General features: G+C 42.5%; 17 protein-coding genes. 9 read left to right on the top strand and 8 right to left on the bottom strand.

Features of this window, described 5'->3' with window-relative positions:
- Positions 1 to 61 precede the first annotated feature (61 nt).
- From BLQ57_RS10700 to BLQ57_RS10690, 3 genes are all read left to right on the top strand, one after another.
- Complete coding sequence (locus BLQ57_RS10700) at positions 62 to 388, top strand: hypothetical protein (RefSeq protein WP_087939272.1); 327 nt, start codon at positions 62 to 64, stop codon at positions 386 to 388.
- A 32-nt stretch (positions 389 to 420) separates the two neighbouring features.
- Complete coding sequence (locus BLQ57_RS10695; protein ID WP_087939271.1) at positions 421 to 1,665, top strand: DUF4153 domain-containing protein; 1,245 nt, start codon at positions 421 to 423, stop codon at positions 1,663 to 1,665.
- Between the two features lie 141 nt (positions 1,666 to 1,806).
- Positions 1,807 to 2,718 carry a sugar phosphate isomerase/epimerase family protein gene (locus BLQ57_RS10690; RefSeq protein ID WP_087939270.1) on the top strand — a complete coding sequence of 304 codons (912 nt, stop codon included), beginning with the start codon at positions 1,807 to 1,809 and terminating at the stop codon, positions 2,716 to 2,718.
- A gap of 74 nt (positions 2,719 to 2,792) precedes the next feature.
- Here the strand turns inward: BLQ57_RS10690 and BLQ57_RS10685 are convergent, their stop codons facing one another.
- The gene (locus tag BLQ57_RS10685; protein WP_087939269.1) at positions 2,793 to 3,458 is read right to left on the bottom strand and encodes a ferredoxin reductase domain-containing protein; all 666 of its coding nucleotides are present in this window, start codon (positions 3,456 to 3,458) and stop codon (positions 2,793 to 2,795) included.
- 114 nt (positions 3,459 to 3,572) lie between these two features.
- Here BLQ57_RS10685 and BLQ57_RS10680 point away from each other — a divergent pair, with 114 nt between their 5' ends.
- Together BLQ57_RS10680 and BLQ57_RS10675 are read left to right on the top strand one after the other, a co-directional pair.
- A complete protein-coding gene (locus tag BLQ57_RS10680; protein ID WP_087939268.1) occupies positions 3,573 to 4,124 on the top strand; it encodes a flavodoxin family protein in 552 nt (183 codons plus the stop codon).
- Positions 4,125 to 4,348: 224 nt separating this feature from the next.
- A complete protein-coding gene (locus BLQ57_RS10675; RefSeq protein WP_175444663.1) occupies positions 4,349 to 5,122 on the top strand; it encodes a glycerophosphodiester phosphodiesterase in 774 nt (257 codons plus the stop codon).
- Positions 5,123 to 5,199: 77 nt separating this feature from the next.
- Here BLQ57_RS10675 and fahA read toward each other — a convergent pair whose 3' ends face one another.
- Positions 5,200 to 6,471 carry a fumarylacetoacetase gene (gene fahA, locus BLQ57_RS10670; protein ID WP_087939267.1) on the bottom strand — a complete coding sequence of 424 codons (1,272 nt, stop codon included), beginning with the start codon at positions 6,469 to 6,471 and terminating at the stop codon, positions 5,200 to 5,202.
- Positions 6,472 to 6,707: 236 nt separating this feature from the next.
- Here fahA and BLQ57_RS10665 point away from each other — a divergent pair, with 236 nt between their 5' ends.
- The 4 genes from BLQ57_RS10665 to BLQ57_RS10650 all read left to right on the top strand — a co-directional run bounded on the left by BLQ57_RS10665 (position 6,708) and on the right by BLQ57_RS10650 (position 16,009).
- Complete coding sequence (locus BLQ57_RS10665) at positions 6,708 to 8,594, top strand: CocE/NonD family hydrolase (protein ID WP_087939266.1); 1,887 nt, start codon at positions 6,708 to 6,710, stop codon at positions 8,592 to 8,594.
- 203 nt (positions 8,595 to 8,797) lie between these two features.
- Positions 8,798 to 11,776 carry a SusC/RagA family TonB-linked outer membrane protein gene (locus BLQ57_RS10660; protein ID WP_087939265.1) on the top strand — a complete coding sequence of 993 codons (2,979 nt, stop codon included), beginning with the start codon at positions 8,798 to 8,800 and terminating at the stop codon, positions 11,774 to 11,776.
- A 12-nt stretch (positions 11,777 to 11,788) separates the two neighbouring features.
- Complete coding sequence (locus tag BLQ57_RS10655; RefSeq protein WP_087939264.1) at positions 11,789 to 13,168, top strand: RagB/SusD family nutrient uptake outer membrane protein; 1,380 nt, start codon at positions 11,789 to 11,791, stop codon at positions 13,166 to 13,168.
- Between the two features lie 207 nt (positions 13,169 to 13,375).
- Positions 13,376 to 16,009, top strand: a complete 2,634-nt coding sequence (locus BLQ57_RS10650; RefSeq protein ID WP_087939263.1) for a valine--tRNA ligase — start codon at positions 13,376 to 13,378, stop codon at positions 16,007 to 16,009.
- Between the two features lie 80 nt (positions 16,010 to 16,089).
- Here BLQ57_RS10650 and BLQ57_RS10645 read toward each other — a convergent pair whose 3' ends face one another.
- From BLQ57_RS10645 to BLQ57_RS10620, 6 genes are all read right to left on the bottom strand, one after another.
- The gene (locus BLQ57_RS10645; protein WP_420835608.1) at positions 16,090 to 17,202 is read right to left on the bottom strand and encodes an ATP-binding protein; all 1,113 of its coding nucleotides are present in this window, start codon (positions 17,200 to 17,202) and stop codon (positions 16,090 to 16,092) included.
- Positions 17,203 to 18,166: 964 nt separating this feature from the next.
- Positions 18,167 to 18,910, bottom strand: coding sequence for a 3-keto-disaccharide hydrolase (locus BLQ57_RS10640; RefSeq protein WP_394331264.1), 744 nt, complete (start codon positions 18,908 to 18,910; stop codon positions 18,167 to 18,169).
- 138 nt (positions 18,911 to 19,048) lie between these two features.
- The gene (locus BLQ57_RS10635) at positions 19,049 to 19,927 is read right to left on the bottom strand and encodes a diacylglycerol/lipid kinase family protein (protein WP_087939260.1); all 879 of its coding nucleotides are present in this window, start codon (positions 19,925 to 19,927) and stop codon (positions 19,049 to 19,051) included.
- Between the two features lie 127 nt (positions 19,928 to 20,054).
- Entirely contained in the window at positions 20,055 to 21,032 is a 978-nt protein-coding gene (locus tag BLQ57_RS10630; RefSeq protein WP_087939259.1) for an App1 family protein, read from the bottom strand.
- A gap of 60 nt (positions 21,033 to 21,092) precedes the next feature.
- The gene (locus tag BLQ57_RS10625) at positions 21,093 to 22,145 is read right to left on the bottom strand and encodes a M42 family metallopeptidase (RefSeq protein WP_087939258.1); all 1,053 of its coding nucleotides are present in this window, start codon (positions 22,143 to 22,145) and stop codon (positions 21,093 to 21,095) included.
- Between the two features lie 116 nt (positions 22,146 to 22,261).
- A complete protein-coding gene (locus BLQ57_RS10620; protein WP_087939257.1) occupies positions 22,262 to 24,145 on the bottom strand; it encodes an amidophosphoribosyltransferase in 1,884 nt (627 codons plus the stop codon).
- Between the last annotated feature and the right edge of the window lie 8 nt (positions 24,146 to 24,153).

The following is a 24,153-nucleotide window of genomic DNA, read 5'->3' as shown; positions in this document are numbered from 1 at the left end:
TCCATTGACTTTGATTTACAAAGTACTTTCAAAATAAATATTGAACTAAACTTAAAACAAAATGAAAAATCAACCCCCCTCATTCTTCCCATTCCATCCCAAGGAGTTGTTTTTACCAGCGATGCTGGGAGCGAGTTTGCCTTTGGCATGGTTGCTCTTTGTCATCTTGACCAAAAAAGATCTCTTCGAATCCTGGATGTATTACCCGCTAATCATAATCCCCTTAGGCGGGTCAGCAGGTGGAATGTTCTTTTACCTGATGGGATTTAAGTGGTTTCCCAAAGGCAATCAAAAACTCATCGCAGTCATTTTCAGTACTCTTCTCTATTTTGTAGCAATTTGGATGAGCGCGGTGATGGCATTTGCAGTAACTGGACATTGGAATTAATAAAAATATTGACCCCTTAACCCCCATAGTATATGAAAGAGCAAATCCTCTCCAATCTCCACCAAGCGGAGGAATTGGAAAAACTTTACCGGAAAAATAAATCGGAATTCAAAATTGCCTTCCAGGAACTCTATCCGCAAATCCAGGACACACCTACGGTGGAATTCTGGAATGCCCGGCTCAATTTTGCCGCTGAATCCAGAGAATGGGGAAATTCCAAGGCATGGGCATTTATTTTGATCGCAGCATCTGTCGCCTGGCTGATAGCAAAATCACCTGATTTCTTCAACTGGAATGAGGAATTTTTCTATCCCCGAAATCTGAGCTTTCTGGTCTTTCCCTTTGTGTCTCTTTATTTTGTGTGGAAAAAAGAGCTTTCCCCCACATCACTTTGGTTACCGGGATTGGTTCTAATGGGTTCGATTTTCTACATCAACTTGCTCCCCGAAAACAATCAAAGTGACACTTTGCTATTGGCCTGTATCCATTTACCCTTGCTCCTATGGGGGGTTTTGGGATTTGTCTTTGGGGAGGCACAGCCTAAAAACCTACTGAAGAGATTGGAATTCCTAAACTTCAATGGTGATGCTGTCATCATGGGTGCTGTACTTGGACTGGCCGGAATGCTACTATCAGGGATCACGATCGGTTTATTTAATCTGATCGGGCTGGATATTGGTGAATTTTACTTTGAAAATATCGGGCTTTTTGGCTTGGTGGCAGCTCCGCTTATTGCGACGCACCTCACCCAAACCAATCCGCAGTTGGTAAATAAAGTCCCACCCATCATTGCCAAAATCTTTGCTCCACTAGTGCTGATTATGCTTTTCTTCTACCTAGGAGCCATAGTCTACGCGGGTAAAGATCCCTACAATGACCGGGAATTTTTACTGCTCTTTAACCTGCTTCTGATAGGAGTTTTAGCTTTGATATTCTTCTCGGTAGCAGAATCCAGTCAGGAGTCAAACTCCAAGATGTCCAAATGGGTATTGATCCTCCTCTCCCTCGCTACAGTCATTGTCAATCTGGTGGCGCTATCCGCCATAGCTTTTCGAATCAGCGAATACGGCCTTACTCCCAACCGACTCGCAGTCTTGGGTATAAATGTCCTGATGTTGATTCATTTGCTATGGGTTTGCCGGGGACTGATTACCACACTCCGAAAAGACAAATCAATCCAAGAAGTAGGTTTGGTGGTCGTCCGTTACCTTCCTGTTTATTTGATATGGACGATGATTGTGGTATTTGTCTTTCCTTTGGTTTTTGGATTTAAGTGATACAGGTCATGGGTAAAATCTAATCTGCATAATTCAGCCATTTTCAATATCTTTCGAATTCCAAACACCCAAACCTATAAGAAATCGAGCACCTGACTTTCCTTAGTGAGGTGCAGCCTTTACAACTCAAATAAAAAGCACATGAAAAAATCAAGCATTTGGAATTTAGCTTTAGCTATGACAATTAGTTTAGGAGTGGCCGCTTGCGGTTCCTCCAGTTCCAATGAAGAAAACAGCGAAACAGAAGTGACAGAGAATCAAGAACCCGAAAGACTAGGCGGACTAGCACTTTACACGGTAAGAGATGCTATGGCCGAGGACCCCAAAGCCACACTTCAGAAAGTGGCCGATGCAGGCTATGCCTATGTCGAGGCCGCAGGCTATGCTGATGGTCAGTTTTATGGCATGGAGCCTGCTGAATTCAAATCCTACCTGGAGTCCCTAGGACTAGCACCAAAGAGTACACACATGGGTGGTGTCAACTTGGAAAATGCCGACGAACAAATCGCCGCTACCAAAGCAGCAGGATTCGAATATTTTGTAATTCCTGTACCCCCTATGGGAATGTTCACTTTCGGTCCTGACGGTATGGGCATGAAAGGCACCAAAGAAGAACTCGTCAATATCCTAACGACCCTTGGAGAAAAATGTACTGCAGCAGGACTGAAACTTCTGTATCACAACCATGACTTCGAATTTAAGCCTATGGAAGATGGAACTATCTTGACTGATTATATTCTAGAAAATACCGATCCTGCACACGTCAACTATCAGATGGACTTATTCTGGGTGACTAAGGCAGGTGCCGACCCTTTGGCTTATTTCGAAAAATATCCGGGTCGATTCAAGGCTTGGCATGTCAAAGACATGAATGATGAAGGAAATTTTGCTCCGGTCGGAACAGGAAATATTGACTTTGCCAGAATTCTGGCCGAAAAAGATAAATCTGGAATGGCTTACTATTTAGTGGAGCAAGATCAAACCTTTGGCCTAGACCCGATGGAAGCGATCAAAATCAGCCACCAAGGAATCACAGAGATAGGATTCAATTAAAGAGAATTTTATTCAGTCAAAAAGCCAAGCCTCTAAAGAAGCTTGGCTTTTTTCATACATCAATAGTCCAGTTGTTATTTTTCAAATACAATTGCGTCTGGATTGGCGCCGAGGTTTTCCAGAGCTGAAGAAACGGCTTTGATCATCGGATCTGGTCCGCAAACGTAAAACTCCTGTGAAAAATCCTCAATTTTCTCCTTCAAAAAATCCATCGTCACCCGACCTTTTGCATGCCCCTCAAGATCCTCCTGATCCAAAATTGAAATGAAATCATCACCAAGAAGTTCATGGAAATACGCTTCCAAAATCACATCTTTTCTGGTCTTATTGGCAAAGATTAATTTATTGCCTTCTAATTCTCCTTTTGCTTGTAAATCCCGGATAATAGAAATAAAAGGTGTGACCCCTGCACCTCCTGCGATAAAAACCCCTCTCCCATGATATTGGATAGCTCCCCAAGCATCATCGATGATAAACTCATCTCCTGGCACCAAATTCCCGATCTGTTTGGTCACCCCGTCATGATCAGGATAGGATTTGATAACAAACTCTAGGTGCTCATCATCAGGAAGAGAAGTAAAAGTAAAGGGCCGCTTTTCTTCAGTCCATCCCTCCTTATTGATAGCGACTTCTGTTGCCTGACCGGGAATAAAGCCGTAGCCCTTGGGCTTTTCGACGGTGAACTGTTTCACATCATGTGTCAATGAAAGAATATCTAAAATCTTTACAGTATCTGCCATAAAATAAATGTTTTGGTTTAACTTAAAAATACGAATACTATTAGTTTTGTTCAAGCCAAAGGCAAAAAGTCATTTCTCAACCAAAGTATCCTTGGCAGTTAACCAAAATCACCAATGAAAAAATGGCTACTTCTTCCTATTCTTGCGCTAATCCCAATAGTTGGATTTAGCCAAGAGTCTATTTTAGTCACTTATTTTAGCCAATCTGGCTCCACCCGGAAAATGGCAGAGGCAATTGCTGAAGGTATCTCCTCAGAAAATGAAGTAGCTCTCCTCAAGCCTATTCATGAGGTCAGTCAAGACGACTTATTACAGGCAAAAGCCATCATTGTGGGTTCACCTGTATACAATGGTAACCCTCCTCCTGAGTTATTAACTTTTATCAATTCATGGCCTTTTGAGGGAAGGCCCTTGAAAGATAAAATCGGGGCAGCATTCTCTACTGGAGGAGGCATTTCCATAGGAGAGGAAGCTGTACTACATAGCATTCACCGTGCTATGCTCATTCATGGGATGTTGATTATCGGGGGAGAGGAGGTTGAGGCGGCTTTTGGAGCATCAGCGGTGACCGATGAGGGACCCTTTGACGGTATCGATCCGATCTTTTTATTAAAAGCTAAGGGACTCGGGGTCAGAGTAGCGCTTTGGCTCAAAAAAATCCACTAATTCTCCATCAACCAATGAGTGACGAAGCATTAATCATCTTGATCGTATCAATACTAGCATTACACTTTCTGATTGGTATCGGCTACTTGATCTACAAAATGAATGGGAAGAAAAAGGAGTAAGTTGAAATCAACCCAAAATCATTTTTCTGTGAATTTTGATTTCTTTAGCCGAGAAAAAGATTAGAATTGATACTTTTAGCTATCATTTAAACTTTGATTTCTATGCTGCGATCTCTTACCGCATCAATCCTCATGTTCTTCGTCAGTTCGATAGTTTTAGCTCAAGATTCGTTTGTCAAAAACAAAGTCATTGCCCACCGAGGGGCTTGGAAAGCCCAAAATCATCCGCAAAATTCAATTGCTTCTCTTCGAGAGGCCATCGCTTTAGGCTGTGAAGGCACTGAATTTGACGTTTGGATGACCTCGGATGATGTATTGGTAGTCAATCACGATGCTGACTTTGAGGGATTGGAGATAGAGCACAGTACTTATCAGGAGCTACTTAAAAAAAACCTTCCGAATGGAGAGAAAATCCCCACCTTGGAAGAATACCTGCGGGAAGGCATGAAACAAAATAAAACCAAGCTTATCCTTGAATTCAAACCCTCGGGAATTTCGGTAGAGCGTAGTGAAAAAATCGGAGAACTTGTAGTCAAAATGGTTCATCAGCTAAAGGCTCAGAAGTGGGTAGACTACATCACCTTCAGCTATGAAGGTGGGTTAAAAGCAATCGAAACTGATCCCAATGCCAATGTCGCTTACCTTACGGGAGATAAAACCCCAGCGGAACTCAAAGAAGCGGGATTTTTTGGATTTGATTACAATATCAGATTGCTCAAACTCCGATCAAACTGGATAAAAGAAGCCCAAGAATTGGGACTAAGCACCAATGCCTGGACAGTAAACAATGAATCGGACATGAAGTGGCTTTTGGAGCGTGGAGTGGATTTCATCACTACTGATGAACCCGAAATGCTCTTTAAAATCATCAATTAAAACTAAAAAATCAATCACCAACCTAAACCAAAAAAACCGGCAGTCGCCGGTTTTTTTATTGTATTTTTATCTAAGGATTACTTTGCTGGCAATACTTTGCCTCTCACCTCACCAAATCCAACTCGGATTCCATCTTTTTCACCAAATCCTTTTAAAATCACGGTATCTCCATCTTCTATAAATTTCCGCTCTTCACCCGTATCCAGTTTGATGGGCTTAGTGCCTTTCCAGCTGAGTTCGAGCATGGAGCCAAAGGAATCCTCCGTCGGTCCGGAAATGGTCCCCGAAGCCATCATATCGCCCACATTGAGATTACAGCCATTCACGGTGTGATGGGCCAGTTGCTGTGCCACATTCCAATACATGTATTTAAAATTGGAAGTGCAGACCTTGGTTGATTGTTTCACTCCTTCAGGCAGGATATAAGCTTCCAATTGTAAATCAAAACCATGAGCTTTTTCACATTGCAAATAAGGCAAAACCTCAGGATCCTGCTTAGGCCCTTCTACCCTAAAATGCTCCAAAGCTTCCATCGTAACGATCCATGGGGAAATAGAAGATGCAAAGCTTTTTCCCAAAAAGGGACCTAAAGGCACGTATTCCCAAGCCTGAATATCACGAGCCGACCAATCGTTGAAAAGAACAAATCCGAAAATATAATCTTCGGCATCTGCAGTCGAAACCGTATCTCCCAGCCGGGTGGCTTTACCAGTGATAAATGCCAGCTCCAATTCAAAATCCAATCTTCTACTGGGTCCGAAACCGGGGACCTCCATATCGGGGTCTTTGAACTGTCCTTTGGGTCGGTGAATATTTACACCTGATGGAATTATAGAAGAAGCTCTTCCGTGGTAACCCACCGGCAAATGTTTCCAATTGGGAAGAAGGGCATTTTCCGGATCTCTAAACATCTTGCCTACATTGGTGGCATGCTCCATGGAGCTATAGAAATCTGTATAATCTCCGATTTTTACAGGAAGAAGCATTTCTGCCTCTTTGCGATTAACCATCACTTTTCCCCGAATAGAATGATCTCTCAGCTTTTCATTGTCCGCCAAAAGGAGTTCTTGCACACGCTCGCGGATTTTTTTGGTTTGGACTTTACCCAGTCCAATAAGCTCATTCAGTGTCTCCGTTAGAAAAATTCCTTCTGGCAAAAACATATCCGAGAAAAAACTCTCCTGATCCAGTACACTCAAGTCAACGATTTTATCACCGATAGCGATTCCTACTCTGGGACTTAGTCGCTTATTTTTGAAAACTCCAAACGGAAGATTATAAATCGTGAAATCAGAATTCTTGGGCACTTCCACCCAAGTTTCAAGGGTGTTTATCTTCGTATCACTCATGGCAAAAATTATTGAGTTGCAAATTTAGCCTTTAATGAGGAAATCGAAAGAAAAGCAGAAAACTATTCCCTGATTAAAATACCTACTATCCCAAAATAGCACTAATTGTCAAGAGATTAAGCTCTATCCAAAATCTAATTCCATTTCCACATTACCTTCTTGAACTACCATTCATCATTTTGATCTGAATTTTTCAAGGACAGTTTTTATATTAACAGCAACAATACGCTTCAACTATGATGAAAACCTCAATAAAATTTATCTTTCTATCTCTACTTCTACTTCTTCAGGTAGAAAGCTTTGCGCAAGAGAAGTCGGTCCTTGAGCAATTAGACGAAATTGCCATCATTGATCAAAAAGTCATGATGCCTATGCGCGACGGCAATCGCCTTGCCACTGACATTTATCGGCCTAAAACCGATCAGCCTGTACCCATTGTCTTTTCTCGAACTCCCTACAATTTCAATACCTATGGAGATGGAGAACTTCGTACCCGCACACTTCAAAGCGCCCTGGATTGGGTAAAAAAGGGCTACGCTTATGTAGTCCAAAATGAGCGTGGAAGATTCTTTTCTGAAGGGGAGTGGGACATCTTAGGCACCCCGCTTACAGATGGTTACGATGCCTTTGACTGGATGTCTAAGCAAGCTTGGAGCAATGGTAAAATCGGCACATTGGGCTGTTCCTCCACCGCGGAGTGGCAAATGGCAGCCGCTTCACTAGATCATCCGGCTCTTGCGGCATTAGTGCCTCAGGGATACGGCGCAGGAGTAGGTCAAATAGGTGAATTTGTAGAACAAGGAAATTGGTATCGCGGAGGCGCGGGTCAGATGCTTTTTACGGCATGGCTATACAGCACTCAGCATGACCCTCTTGCTCCCAAATTGCAAAAAGGGATCGCTCAAGAAGATCTATTGAGACTTCAGCGCTTCTATGACATGGCTCCTGAGTATCCTCGGGTAGACTGGAAAGAGGGCCTGGCTCACTTACCTGTGCAGGACATTATCAAAAACGCAAACGGTCCTAAAGGAATCTATGAAGAAATGATTACCCGTAAGCCCAATGATCCTAAGTGGTATCAAGGTGGACTGTATCACGATAAGATGCCTTTTGACAAGCCAAGTATGTGGTTTGTGTCCTGGTATGACGTATCCTCTTCTCCGAATATCGCCCTTTATAATCATGCTAGGGAAAACGCCATCAGTCAGATGGCCCGAGAAAATCAATATTTGGTCATCGCTCCTGTCTTACACTGCTCCTATACCCGTGCTACAGAAAATACGATCATTGGAGAAAGAAGTGTAGGCGATGCGCGATGGAATTACGACGAAGTCATTACCGCTTGGTTTGATCTATGGCTGAAAGGTGAGGATGATGGCACCATTGCAAAAATGCCAAAAGTGACCTATTACACTATGGGATCTAATAAATGGCAATCTTCAGATGTATGGCCACCTGCTGAGGCAAAAATGACCGAATTCTTTTTAGACTCAGAAGGCAAAGCCAACACCCGAAATGGTAATGGAAAACTTGTCGCCAAAAAACCCAAGTCAGAAGCCAAGGATACCTTTAAGTATGACCCCATGAATCCTGTGAATTCCTATGGAGGAAATGTTTGCTGTACGGGCAATGCTGTGCAGGGTGGTGCTTTTGATCAGAGCGAAATGGAGTTGAGAGATGATATCCTGGTGTATACCTCTGAGCCATTAGAGGAAGGCGTAGAGGTTTCCGGGTTTATCGAAAGCTACTTATACCTTTCCTCGGATGTTAAAGACACCGATGTCACGATTAAGCTAATCGATGTATACCCTGACGGAAAAGCTTACAACCTTGATGAGACTATTCAACGTGTGCGCTACCGAGAGGGCTATGATAAAGAAGTATGGATGGAAAACGGAAAAGTTTATGAGGTCAAAATGACCCCTATGAGTACCTCCAACTATTTCGAAAAAGGTCATCGCATTCGTATCGAAGTCAGCAGTTCAAACTTCCCTAGATTTGACCGTAATATGAATACTGGAGGAAACAACTACGATGAGACCGAAGGTAAAATAGCCACTAACTCCATTCATCACGGAGGAACCCATCCTAGTAGAATAATTCTACCTATGATTCGCAACTAAATTTCAACACCTTTTCATTTGAAGAAAGGGGAGATCGAAAGGTCTCCCCTTTTCGTATTTAAAAAGTGCTGTTTTTAAATAGGATATTTACAAAATATCAGCTCAACTATCCCTTTGTAATATTTTTAACTTAAATGGCAAAAGGAAAGATTGGATTATAATAATTTTTTAGGAAATTCAATCCATAAAACAAAATTCATACTATGAACAGATTTTACAAACTATCACTAACCCTCCTATTCCTATGGTCATCCGTAGGTTGGGCTTGGGCACAGTACACCGTCTCGGGGACGGTGACAGATGATCGAACCGGTGAGCCCCTGATCGGGGCTAGTCTGCTAATCAAAGGTAGCACTACAGGAACAGTAACGGACCTTGATGGTAATTTTACGCTCAATGTCCCTACCAATGATCAGGCAACACTTGTAGTTTCTTCCATTGGCTATACTGCGCAGGAAGTAACTGTATCAGCTTCCTTGACGACACTTCAAATCAAACTTCGTCAAGATGCTACCAACCTTGACGAAGTCGTCGTGACGGGCTTGGCGTCCTCAGTCAAAAGGAGTAACCTCGCCAATGCAGTTTCTACAGTATCTGCCAAGGACTTGACGGGAACTACTACCATCCAAACTACAGATGGAGCGCTTTATGGTAAAGTAGCCGGTGCGACTATCCGATCCAATGGCGGTGCGCCAGGAGGAGGGATGTCGATTCAATTGAGAGGTATCTCTACACTATCCGGAGCTTCTCAGCCACTAATCATTGTGGATGGAGTCTATATCAGTAATGCTACTCAACGTACGGGTCGTGCTACAGTCTCCGGTGCAGGAGGAAGTAATCAGGATGATGGTGCCAATAGATTGGCGGATTTGAACCCAGCAGATATCGAAACTATCGAAGTATTGAAAGGTCCATCAGCGGCAGCAATCTACGGTACTCGAGCTAATGCAGGGGTAATCATCATTACCACCAAAAGAGGTGCTGAGGGAAGAACGACAGTATCCTTATCACAGGATGTGGGTTTTGCACAGCCTTTGAGACTCTTAGGGGTAGATGACTGGAGTGAAGACAAAATCAACTTCTTCTTCCCTGAGGCAAGAAGGCCATTGGAATTAGAACGCTTTAGAGCAGCTCAGTCTTCTGGCAACTTCATCGATTATGAAGATTACTTCTACAACAATCAAGCGACTCTACTCAATACTAGAATCAATGTATCTGGCGGAACTGATAAAACCAAATTCTACGTATCTGGTAATATTTCCGATGAAGAAGGTACAGTTAAAAATACCGGATTTCAGCGGTATTCTGTCAGAGCAAACATCGACCACAAAATCACCAATAAAATCCGTTTAGGAGTATCCTCCAACTACATTCAGACGGATGCAGATCGAGGATTTACCGGAAACCAAAACAACAGTGGTGCATCCATTGGCTATAGTATTGCCTATGTCCCTAACTATTTTGATTTAAGAAGAAACAGTGACGGTACTTATCCTGTCAATCCTTACTTCTCAGAAAATCCAGTAGCAGTGACTGACAATGGAATCAACAATGCTCAAGTCAATCGATTTATTCAAGCATTCACCTTGGATATCGACCTTTTGCAGACCAGCAACAGCTTCCTGAAGGCATCTTTCTCGGGAGGATTGGATTTCTTGCAAAACAGAACTACTGTTTATCTTCCTGAATTCCTTCAGTTCCAAAGAGCGCAGGCTAACCCAGGTGATTTATTGAAAGGAAAGCAAGAAAGCTTTAACACCAACTTCCAAGCGGCCTTAGTCTATAACTGGAACTTAGGTAGAGTAAACATGAATTCTCAGGCCGGTCTAGTGCGATTGGATTTCAAAGAAAATGCGCTATTCAACAGAGGTCGTGGATTGGTGCCAGGTCAGACCAACCTGCTGCAGGCTGCGATTCAGCAGATCAATCAGGAGTTTTCTCAAGAGGTGCAGGAAGCAGGTATTTTCCTTCAACAAGAAGCTAACTTCGAGGATAAAATTATCGGTACCGTTGGTGTTCGTTGGGATAAGTCCACACTCAATGGAGACCCAAATCAATTCTATGCCTTCCCTAGAGCCTCCGTAGCTTTTAACTTGGCCAACTTTGATTTCTGGAGTTCTTCTTTCATCAATCAATTGAAGCCTAGAATCGCCTATGGTGAGACTGCAGGTCCAGTACCATTCGGAGCAACGTTTACTCCATTAGGAGGTACTAATATCGGAGGCCTTCTTGGTTCTGTCGTTTCTACTCAAATCGGAAACACCCAAATCCGACCAGAAACTGCCACAGAACTTGAGTTTGGAGTAGATGCCGCCTTCTTCAACAATAGACTGAGCCTGGAAGCTACTTACTATATCAAAAACTCTCAAAACAACTTCCAAAACCTAAACCTAGCTCCTTCTACGGGTGTGAACACTACGCCAAGTAACGAAGCTGAGCTTCAGAACAAAGGGATCGAATTAGGTCTTTCTGGTACTATCATCGAAAAGCCAAATTTCCGATGGTTCTCTAGAGCCCTATTCTGGAAAAATGAAATCGAAATGACTCGTTTGGGAATCCCAACCTACATAGCAGGTGCTTTCGGTTCCGGTCTGGGTACGTTCTTGTATGCTGAAGGCTACTCTCCTACGACAATTGTAGGTTCTCCAGCTAATCCTGACAATCCAGGTGGATTTACTTTCTGGGGAAATTCTCAGCCTGATTTCAACCTTTCCTTCTTCAATAGCTTAAACATCTACAAAGGTCTAGAGCTTTCAGTTTTGGTAGACTGGAGACAGGGTGGAGACAACATCAACTTGACTTCCTTCTTAACCGATGGTGGGGGTACTACCAATGGCTGGTTTGATGATGATAACGGTGATGGAATTCCTAATGGACGTCAGCGTGAACCAGAGCCTTACAACAATGCGGGCAGATGGGTTCAGGATGCTTCATTCGTAAAAATCAGGGAAATCGGATTGTATTACACGATTCCAAAAGCTACTCTAAACGAATGGTTTGGATCAACAGTACAAAATGTACGTGTAGGAACTTCGGTTAACAATGCCTTCCTATTTACAAACTACGAAGGATATGATCCAGAAACTTCCACATTTGGAGCGCAAGCTGTCGCAAATAACGTAGACATCGCGCCATATCCAACGCCGAGAAGGGTGTTTTTCCACTTAACTATTGACTTCTAAACCGGCAACAACATGAAAAATACATTAAAAAATATAAGTAAAGTGATTGCAGTTGCAGGTGCACTAGCAGCGTGTAATCCACTTCAACTGGATGAAATCCAGGATCCGAACAACCCATCAGTGGGATCGGTATCAAACAATGCTTCAAGAGAGCAAATACAGTTCTTGGTAACTGGATTGGAATCCAGACATCGTGGCTATGTGACTAATGTGTCTCAGGCTTGGAATACTTTCGGCAGAGAAATTTGGTACCTTAACGCCTCCGATCCTCGATTCCAGACAGACTGGCTAGGGCAAAACGGAAGGACTCCGGATAGATCCTATTTTGGGTTTGGTAATACCGGTGGTGGCTCTTGGGCAGCTCCCTATCAGGCCATTAACCAAGCAAACGTATTAATAACAGCTGCTGAAAACACGGAAAACATTCAAGCGCCTGCTAGAAGTGCGGTTTCCGGTTTTGCTAAAACCATCCAAGGATATCAATACATGATTCCTGCTAATTTCGTCTATGAAAATGGAATTCGAATGGATGTATCTGATCCACTTAATCCGGGACCATTTGTCTCTTATGAGCAAGCTTTGGATGCGATTAAAGTTATTCTGGACGAAGGAGACGCTGCGCTTCAATCTGCAGGGTCAGGTGCTTTTCCTTTCACCTTAACTAGAGGGTTCAATGGATTCAATACTATCGATGGCCTACGCCAAGTCAATCGAGCCATCACTGCCCGACTCAATGCTTACAGAGGAGATTGGCAAGGCGTATTGACTGCGCTAGACGCTTCTTTTATGGACTTGGGAGGTGATTTGAATGCTGGACCTGCGCATCCTTACGGAGCTTCTCCGGACATATTCAATCCACTATTCTATGTGCCCAACGCCGCAATTAATACTATCATCGTAGTACATCCCTCCGTTCTAGAGGATGCTACACCAGGTGATTTGAGAGTGGCTAGTAAGTTTTTGGAAAGAGAAACTCCTGTGACGGTCACTACTGACGCTGGGGCTTTGGTGGGTACACATCAGGATGCAAGATGGTCAAGCAATGCGGAGTCTATTCCATTCATTCGAAATGAAGAACTCATTCTGCTTAAAGCAGAGGCACATGCCAACCTAAACCAAGCTGATTTGGCCGTAGATGCGATCAATATTATTCGTAATGCTGCAGGGTTAGGAGATTACGAAGGTAGCTCTTCTCAAGCTGCCTTGATCGATGAGATTCTCTATCAAAGAAGGTATTCGCTTTGGGCAGAGCCTTGGGGTCATCGCTGGATCGATGCTCGTCGCTACAATAGATTGAGTGAAATCCCTACAAGCTTTGATGGTGGCACCATCTTCCAGCAATTCCCTCATCCACAAGCTGAGCTTAGCTGGGAGGAATACACAGGAAATTAATTAATCTTTAAATATTTAAAAGGCCGGCAGCGATGTCGGCCTTTTTTTTTTCTAAGGTGAAGCTAGCTCCAAGTAATTTAATCTAGAATAGATTTTTAAAAATGGATTCGCCTTAGATTATACTCATCTCTTTGGTACTTATGGATCAGCATTAAGGGCATTTCGCCTTTTTCCTCTATTTTTGCGAATCGAAATCAACCAATCATTATGTCTATTGCCAGTAAATACGACCCATCCCAAACCGAAGCCAAATGGTACGCCTATTGGATGGAGCATAAACTTTTTTCATCCAAAGTTGACCCGAGCAAAGAACCCTACACCATAGTCATCCCTCCTCCCAATGTCACAGGAGTCCTTCACATGGGACACATGCTGAACAATACGATCCAAGATGTTTTAATTCGCCGTGCTCGAATGCAGGGAAAAAATGCCTGCTGGGTTCCTGGAACAGACCATGCCTCTATCGCCACAGAGACCAAGGTGGTTCAGCTATTAAAAGAAAAAGGCATAGATAAAAAAGATATTTCACGTGAGGAGTTTCTTACTCACGCTTGGGAATGGAAAGAAAAATACGGAGGAATCATCCTCGAGCAGCTCAAGAAACTCGGAGCCTCTTGTGACTGGGACCGGACAGCCTTTACCATGGACGCAGGACTCAGTGATGCGGTGATTACAGTATTTGTCGATCTGTATCGCAAAGGTAAAATATACCGAGGCATCCGCATGGTCAACTGGGACCCCAAAGGACAAACCGCTCTCTCTGATGATGAGGTAATTACCAAAGAAATCGCCTCTAAACTATACTATATCAAGTACCAAATCGAGGGAGAAACTGATCAGTATTTGACTATAGCCACCACCCGTCCAGAGACCATCATGGCCGATGTCGCGATCTGCATCAATCCGAATGATCCGAGATTTACTCATCTGAAAGGTAAAAAAGCCATTATCCCATTAATCAATCGGGCTATACCCATTATCGAAGATGAGTACGTCGACATGGAGTTTGGAACAGGCTGCCTGAAAGTAACCCCTGCTCATGATATCAATGATTACGAATTAGGACTTAAGCACAAATTAGAGGTCATCGATATTTTAAATGACAACGGGACGCTCAATGAAAAGGCAGAAATCCTAGTCGGCGAAGACCGTTTTATCGCTCGAAAGAAAATCGGAAAACTCATCGATGAAATTGGTCAACTCGAAAAAATCGAAGACTACAAATCAAATGTTGGGCATTCGGAACGGACCGATGCTGTCATTGAGCCCAAACTTTCCTTGCAGTGGTTTCTCAAAATGGATGAAATCACCAAACCTGCTTTTTCCTCTGTGATGGAGGATATCATTCAACTCCATCCGCCCAAATTCAAAAATATGTATCGGGCATGGATGGAAAATGTAAGAGATTGGTGTATCTCCCGACAGCTTTGGTGGGGACATCAGATTCCTGCCTTCCATCTTCCAAATGGAGAATTTGTTGTAGCCAAAACAGCAGAAGAAGCGCTGGAAATGGCTCGAAAAGAATACGACTCCAGTTATACTATGGAGGATTTGAAACAAGATGAGGACGTCTTAGACACTTGGTTCAGCTCTTGGTTATGGCCGATTTCAGTTTTTGATACCGAAGTCTTTTCTACCGGAAAACCCAATGAAGAGCTGAAATATTATTACCCAACCAATGATTTGGTAACTGCACCGGAGATCCTTTTCTTCTGGGTCGCACGGATGATCATCGCTGGCTATGAATACATGGGTGAGAAGCCCTTTAAAAATGTTTACCTCACCGGAATCGTTCGAGACAAACAGGGCCGAAAAATGTCCAAGTCTCTCGGCAACTCTCCGGATCCTCTGGAGCTGATCGCCCAATATGGTGCCGATGGAGTACGGACAGGGATGCTTTTTTCCTCTCCGGCAGGAAATGACCTCCCCTTTGATGAAAAACTCGTAGAGCAAGGCCGAAACTTTGCCAATAAAATCTGGAATGCTTTTCGATTAGTGAAGGGCTGGGAAATTGATCCTAAGCTGGAAGGTTCGGAAAACAAAGCTAGTATTGCCTGGTTTGAAAATCGGTTCCAAGAAGCACTGGAAGAGATCAATGATCACTTTGAAAAATTCAGGATTTCTGATGCCTTGATGTCTACCTATAAGCTCGTTTGGGACGACTTCTGCTCGTGGTACTTGGAGATGATCAAGCCGGCCTATCAGCAGCCAATAGATCAAGCCACCTATGATCGCACAATCGTCTTTTTTGAAGATATATTGAAGCTACTTCATCCCTTCATGCCTTTTCTCTCTGAAGAAATCTGGCATCAAATCAAGGAGCGTAGCGTAGAAGAGTCCTTGATTTTATCCACTTGGCCTGATCAGCATTCTTTTGACAAGAAAATCACTGAAGAGGCCAATCAAGTATTTGAGGTGGTTTCTCAGGTTAGAAATCTTCGGGCATCCAAAGGAATGTCGCCCAAGGAAGCACTAGACTTGAGCATCAATGCTAAGTCTCCTGAACTTTATAATCGTTTTGCAGCCGTATTAAGAAAGTTGGCCAATCTATCCTCACTGAATTTCTCTGAAAAAGTGGACAACGCCATGAGCTTTGTGGTCAAATCCGACGAATGCTTCATCCCGATGGGTGACTCGATTAATATTGAGGAGGAAAAAGCGAATCTTCAGAAAGAAATCGAATACACCAAAGGCTTCTTAACTTCAGTCATGAAAAAGCTCTCCAACGAGCGATTTGTAGCTGGAGCTCCTGCACAGGTTGTGGAAAATGAAAAGAAAAAACAAGCTGATGCCGAAGCCAAGATCAAGGCCCTAGAGGAAAGCTTAGCAAAATTAGGTTAATATTTACAAGTCAAATCAAAAGCTCCGATACTAATCCTATCGGAGCTTTTTTGTTTTCTAAACTACACCAAAAACTACTATCAAGTAAATGCTATACTAAAGGTAGAGCCCTTATTTTCTTGGCTATCCACTTGAAGCTGAGCCCCGATACTTTCGGTAAATTCCTTACAAAGCATCAAGCCTACTCCGGCTCCTTTTTCTCCCTGAGTTCCTTTACCAGAGGCTACTCTACCTGAAAATAGGGCCTGCAATTGCCCTGAATTCATCCCTAATCCGGAATCCGAAACCATTATCTTTCCTTTTCCCTCCGGAGAATAGGATATTCTGATTTCGCCTCCTTTAGGAGTGAACTTAATGGCATTAGAAATAAGATTTCGAATGATGAAATTAAGTCTCTCTCGATCCAAAATGAGTTGGAGATCATCCGGAATGTCATTGAATACTTGAAGATTTTTTGTCTTGATATTCTGAGCATAAAAATTGAGGGACTCAGAAGCTAAATCTTTTACTTTAACAGGAGAAAACTCAATGCGATTAAACTCCAATTGGGCACTAGACCATTCCAGCAGATTCTCCAAAAGCCTACCTACTACCTCGGTTTGAGAGGAAATCCTCGGAAGAAGCTCCCGGAATTCTTTTTCTGTGATCAAATCGTTTTCGAAAATATTCAAACAACCCTGAAGTGACGCCAAGGGAGATTTCAAATCATGAGAAACTACAGAAAATAAACGCTCACGGATACGATTTGACTCTTTTAAGGCCAGGTTTGCTAACTCCAATTCCTTCGCTTGTAATTCTATTTTTTCGTTTTGAACCTTTAGCTGAGCCAAAATTTCCTTGGTCTCACGATGAGCTAAATCCAGCTCTTCATTTTTCTTCTTTTGGTACACCCATCCCGCAACCAAAACAAGTAATAATACACCAAACCCAATTAGAATTTCATTTTTTCTCCGAATACTCAAATCCAAAAACTTTTGCTGCTCTTGAAGTCGCTGGTTTTCAAGTTCCTTTTTTTCTGACTCATATTTGATGAGAAGATCCTCTGAGGCTCTCTTGTTTTTCTCTACATTGAGAACCTGATCTGCGGCTATCTTTCTTTCTGAAAAGATAAATGCATTTCGGTAGTCCCCTACTGCTTCATAAGCACTGGCTAGCAAACCTGCTGTAGCGCTGATGAGGAAAGTAGACTCCATTTCCTCTGCAATTTGAAAAGCACTCTCAGCATAATTTACTCCCTTTCGAAATTCCCCTTTCTCTTTACTAAATTCAGCTAATTCAGTCAACAATGAAATCTGTAACTCCTTATCCTGAGTACCCTCGGATACCTCCAAAGCTCTATTTAGGTAATTTTCAGCTAGTCTTAAGTCCCCCTCCTTTCGGGCCAGTTCAGCCAGTTGATTCAAGGTATTAATAGCCCCTCCTAAATCATTGAGATCCGTTTTAATTTTTAGAGATTGCTGAAGGTAAAAGTTAGCGGAATCCAAGTCTGACTTGTCGTCTGTTTCCTGCCAAAGGTCTCTAAAGTAGCTGCCCAAGTTATTGTAAAGCAAGCCTTGTCCACGCTGATTTCCCGAGACTTGAGCAAAATAAAGCGCCTTTCGATACCTTTGGGCTGCTTCATTAGCATTTCCTGTTCGATATAGAATATTACCAATATTTAACTGAGATTCGAGCAAACCTACCGTATCTTGAAGCTCTTCTCTAAGGCTAAGTGCTTCTAAATGAGTGGCCATCGCAGCTTCAAAGTTAGATTGAATCAATTGAGAAACTCCCTTTATGTTTAATGAATTAGCCTTGATTTTTGGCAAATTCAATATCTCTGATAGAGCAATGGCAGAGTCTGCATAAGCAATGGCCATTTCTTGATCTGCCGCATAATTTGCCCTAGACAAAGCGTAATACAAGTCGGCTTTTTGGGAGGAATCCTGCGTGAGAAGCACTTCCTTTTTAAGACTATCCACCAAACTAAGTCCTTGAAAAAAGAAAAGGACAAAAACCGCATGAAGCTTAAGCATAATTGGACTGTTAGGAAATAGGTTTAATTAGATAAATGATGACTTTTGGAAGATACAGTTTTTACTAGTCTTTGTTTATTTTGGATATAAAAAAACCTAATTTCTATGTTTTTTAATAAAAAATCCCTCCTCGAAATACGCTTTACCTCAACTCCTTGATTTTGATTTCACGAAACAACACCCCCTGACCTTCACTTTGCAAGCCGATATAACCTGACTTTAATAATTGGCCATCTACTTTAATAGTAGGATCGAAACGGTTGGCTACGCCTCCTCCGATTTGAGGTTGGCTATAAGTTAACACCGTATCTCCATTGACCAGATGATGAACAATGGAGTCTCCATAGACGATAAGCTCGGCACTTACCCACTCATCCCATCGGTATGTTGACGAAGTGGAGTTAATACAATGTCGATCATCAATTTCACCTTCGAAAACTACATCCGTTCCGGGACTGCACATATTTCCTGTGGGACGAAGCTCACCTTCATTTTCTTCCGCAAGCATTTGATATTCGACTGAAATAGGCCAATCCTGTTCTTTCAAAATCGTTTCAGGTGCTTGGGAATGAAACATGACTCCGGAATTTCTAAAAGTATAAATAGGAGCATCTTCCAGCCATTGATCGGTAAATCGGTATTCCCATTTTAGATGAAAATTAGAAAAGGGCTCTTTATAAAACAAGTGCCCATATCGCTCTTCAAAGGATTCATATTCATCGTAATTCACCTCAATGACACCATCCTCTGCCCGAAATGTATTGGCGTAATTGTCGCCTACTTCATGGTGATGAATTTTAGGGATCCAACCCTTTAAGTCATGACCATTAAACAGATTTACCCATTCCGAATCCGGTATGGACATTTGGACAGCTTCTGTTTCCATTTTTGAATCGTCACAAGCCTGAATGCTTATCAAAATTCCTAAAAAGGCTGATAAAATTCTCGTCCTCATTGTGCTCGTTTTTTAGAAGAGTAAAATACAAAAAAGCCTTTGGGTAAAATGAAAAAAGGGATCAGTGGATCAAGAACTCTTTCGAACCACCATTTTATACTGGCCTACTTGTAGAATAACCTCAATTTCATTAGGATTCCCTTTCACTTCTCCATCAATCTGGAAATTGGCAGATTGCAAATTTTTAATCTCACAGGAATCCACCGTCCAGGTTCTTATATTTTCACTATCTGGCACCTCCCCATCAAGCATGCCCTTAGTGATAGAAAAAAAATCATCCCAGCGTATAAAATCAATGGCAATCACTTCAAACTTACCATCATCCAATTTTCCAGTAGGATTAATTACCGCCCCAGTTCCGTACCGATCACCATTCGCGATGACAAGCATGTGCGCATCAAAATCCCAACTCTCCCCCTTGGATGAAAGTTGGAAGCGATACCTAGGAGTTGAAAATAATTGAGAAATAGAGCCTTTGACATAGCCAATCATACCTCTTTCTCCCTCCTCCTCAAATTTCTCAATAATATTGGCATTCAAACCAAAGTCTGACATGTGAAGACAGGACTCTCCATTTATCTTCAAACCATCCATTGCAATGGTCTCTAAACCACGAAGCGCATCCAATCCATCCTCCAGCGTATCAATTTCCAAGCATTTGGCTAATCCATTGGCAGAACCCAGAGGCAAAACTGCCATTGGCGTCTGGGTTTGATTACTCTCCGCGACAAGTTTAACGGTGCCATCTCCTCCTGCGATGAGCAAAAGCTCAGGATTAAGTAGGTTGATTTCTTCCTTAATTTTTGACAAATCCCCCTCCCCCGACGTGACAAAAGATTCCAACTCGTAATTGGATAAGTGTAACAAAATGCGCTCTTTCAACTCTTCTAGTTGGAGCTTGGAATCTCCAGATTTGGGGTTAAAAATCAGTAAGGCTTTCTTTTCCATGTGTCTATATTTGATTTTTAAAGGTCATAACTTGTCCAGCACCAAAGGTTGGGATACGAGAGAATCTCGCACATTTTTCCCGATACATCGGGGCATCCCCTGTGCGTCGCTTGCGTCGTGCTCGATTTCATGGTATAAAAAGGTTAAGATTTTCAGCCACTTGCATGGCTTCTTCGGTGGACTGGACAAAGAAAAACTTGGGGTCTGCTTTAATATCCTCTCGAGAAGTACGGGAGATATTTTTGGAACGAATTTCCCTTATGATCACCATCCGAACTCTTTCTGGAAACTCTTCAATGATTTGAGCATAGATTTCAGGATCATGCTGCCCGCTATCTCCGATTAAAATGAATTTAATTTCTGGAAAAAAGGAGAATAAAAACCGGATTTTCTCCAATTTATGATCATGACTCCCTCCTCCCGATTTCCATATATTTTTTAGATTAATATGCTTGTCCTTCAGCAAAATAGGGCCTTTTGGAATTCCTCTAAACCGTAAAAAATCCTGAATCAAATCAAACAAAGACCAATCACTACTAGAAACATAAAAGACTTCATTTTCACCTGATCTTTGAAGCTTTTGATAAAAAGCAGAAACCCCTGGAAAAGGTCTTCGCGTATAGGCATTTTTGGATACCGAAAGCCAAAACTTCTTCCCAATCTCTGTAGCATTTGATATCAAAATGGTATCGTCGATATCTGAGATCACTCCATTTTTACAGCGAACCCGATGAACTGCCAGGGAAGCATCTTTGTATTTCAGCCCTTGTTCTCTGGAGTGGACGCTGATATTCACTTTTTCACTTTCTTTAAAGGGCAACAAACATTCGAAAACCCCTTCTTGGTCTGTAGTCACTCGTTTTTGTATTTCTCCTAATAGGATATCCACTTCGACCTCAGGTAGAGTGGTCACCGCATAGCGTCGAATAGAAGCCAAGATATTGGTAAAAGGATTATTCTTCTCTTTGGGCCGGCTTTGTTTATAAGCGGAAATCACCCGCCCCTTTACAAAGACTTCTTTCCCATTGCTAAAAGCCAAAAAGGCTTCGATTTGAATAAGGTCGAGTTTGCCGATCCATTTTAAAAACTTGTTCCAAAAAAGCATGAGGATAAGATAGGGTATAGTTTAAAAAATAAAAAACCCTGATTGCTCAGGGTCTATTTATTAGTGTTTCCAGTCATAGCTATCCAGTTGCTCAAGGCAGGCGACGAGCAAGTCGATTGAATAAGCAATATCCTGCTTATGTGCCATTTCGATCACTTGATGCAAGTGACGGGTTGGAATAGAAATCGCTCCAGCGATGGCACCTTGCTTTCCCATTCGCTGTACTCCTGCTGTATCTGTACCACCTGCGGTGAGGATCTCAGGCTGCCATGTGATTTTCTCCTTGTTGGCAGTTTGCTTCATGAATTCGACCATTCGATAATCACAGATCGTCATGGCATCCATGATTTTTATGGCGGTCCCTTTTCCCAATTCGGTCACTTTCTCATGGGCCTGAGCTCCGGGTACATCAAAAGCTATGGTAGTATCCAAGGCAATCCCGAAATCCGGGTTAATTCCATGTGCTGCCACATTTGCCCCACGAATCCCCACTTCTTCCTGCACGGTGAAAGTCGCATAGACATCATAAGCCGGATTTTCAAGCTTTTTAAGCGCTTCGATTAAGATGAAAACTGCCACTCTATTGTCAATGGATTTACAGTTGACGCAGTCGCCCATTTCAATCAGTTCTCGATCGCGGGTAACAGAGTCACCTATTGAGATGTATCTTTCCACCTCCTCTTTAGGCATCCCCAGATCAATAAAAAAATCAGTGGTCTTAGGCAATTTATTCCGCTCCTCCTGACTCATCACATGAATAGGCTTACTTCCCATGACGCCGATGAGGTCTTTTTTGCCATGCACAATCACTCGTTGGGCAGTTAGCGTTTTGGGATCGAATCCTCCCAAGGTATGAAATCGCAAAAATCCATTGTCATCGATGTGAGTGACAATAAAACCAATCTCATCCATGTGTGCAGCGACCATCACCCGCTTACCATCCGGATTTCGAGTTCCTTTTTTTACCGCAATGACATTACCCAGATTGTCAGTTTTCACCTCATCCGCATGCGGCGTGACCAGCTCGATTACCAACTCCCTGACTCGCTTTTCGAAGCCTGGAGCACCAGCGATTTCGCAGATTTGCTTGAGCGACTTTACATTTATTTCCATTTTATCAAAAACTATTTAGATATTAAAATACGGTTTTCTATACCGTATTTCTCCCCTAAATGATAAAAGGTACCAAAATTAAAGTTTGGCACCTCTTATCAAAATTCCCTATTAGTTTAATAAGCTCTGACCGTCTTGCCCTGCATATAGTTCACAAACGCACGATTGACTACTTGAGTACCTCCTTCAGTTGGATAATTTCCAGTAAAGTACCAATCTCCTAGGTGATTGGGAATACACTTGTGCAAATTTTCTACAGTTTGATAAATTACTTGAACTTCAGCCGTCAATTCAGGAGCTGTAACTATTTCAGCAATTTTATCTGAAATTTCATCATCTGAGAAGGATTCGTACACTTTTTTAACAAAATTCTCGGCACTCATTGGATTTGCCAATGCCAACTCATAAACTTCATCCAAAACATTCTCCATCTTACGCTCCTTTAGAAGAGCTAAAGCGGCACGGAAGGCGATAAATTCCTTCATTCGAGACATATCGATCCCATAGCAATCCGGGAAACGAATTTGGGGCGCAGAAGAAACGATCACAATCCGCTTGGGATTTAATTTATCCAGTGTTGTCAAAATACTCTTTTCCAAAGTCGTACCCCGAACGATACTATCATCGATCACCACAAGGGTATCCACTCCCGGTCGAACCACTTCGTAGGTCGTGTCATATACGCTGGAAACCATGGTATCCCTATCATCATCGTTGGTGATGAAAGTCCTCAGTTTAACATCCTTGCTGACCAGTTTCTCTACTCTAGGGCGGAAGCTTAGCAATTCATCCAAATCACCCATATGAGGCTTCCCATCCAAAAGAACCTCTTTTCGCTTGGCTACCAAATATTCATCTAAACCCTCGATCAGGCCAAGAAAAGCAGTTTCGGCAGTATTTGGGATATAAGAAAAGACTGTGTTTTTCAGATCAAAATCAATTGCCTTGAGGATCTGAGGAATCAAAGCTTTGCCCAAATTCTTACGCTCTTGATAGATATCAGGATCTGTACCTCTTGAAAAATAAATTCGCTCAAAACTACAAGATTTCTTTTCCCTTGCAGGAATCACTTCAGATTCAGCATAAGAGCCATCTTTATTGATGACTAACGCATGTCCAGGCTTGATCTCTTGAATCGCTTTAAAATCAATATCAAAAGCTGATTTGATGGCAGGTTTTTCGGAAGCCACCACGATGATCTCATCATCTGCATAGTAATAGGCTGGTCGAATTCCTGAGGGATCTCTCACTACAAAGGAAGATCCGTTTCCAATCAATCCAGCCATAGCATATCCTCCGTCAAAATCCCGACAGGAGCGGCGTAAAATACGAGCCACATCCAGCTCATCCTCAATCACATGAGTAATCTCTTCATTGGAGTATTGGTGTTTGTATTTATCAAAAATCCGCTGATTCTCTTCATCCAAAAAATGACCAATTTTTTCCATCACAGTGACGGTATCGGTTTTTTCTTTAGGATGCTGTCCCAATTCTACCAGTCGAGAAAAAAGCTCCTCCACATTGGTCATATTGAAGTTACCAGCCATCACCAAATTCCGACTACGCCAGTTGTTTTGCTTCAAAAAAGGATGGCAAGTTTCTATGCTGTTTTCTCCATGTGTGCCATAGCGAAGATGGCCTAGCCAAACTTCCCCTGAGAAAGCTATGTTTTCTTTGAGCCACTCGGCATCCTGTAATGCATCCTCACCGCCTATTTTCTTAGCCTTTTTGTACTTCTTGTTGATCTTGTCAAAGATGTAATTAACCGCAGAAGGCTCTATGGACCGATATCTACTGATGTATCGGGTACCCGGCTGAGTATTGATTTTGACATTGGCCACACCGGCGCCATCTTGACCACGGTTGATCTGCTTCTGCATGAGAATATACATCCGATTGGATGCATAGGCAGGTGTCCCGTATTTGTCGATGTAATATTGGGGTGATTTTCGGAGCCGGACCATGGCTATGCCGCATTCGTGTTTGATCGCGTCACTCATTGGAGAAC

The organism is Algoriphagus faecimaris (assembly GCF_900101705.1).
Classification (GTDB): domain Bacteria; phylum Bacteroidota; class Bacteroidia; order Cytophagales; family Cyclobacteriaceae; genus Algoriphagus; species Algoriphagus faecimaris.
This window is presented reverse-complemented; position numbering and strand designations above follow the sequence as displayed.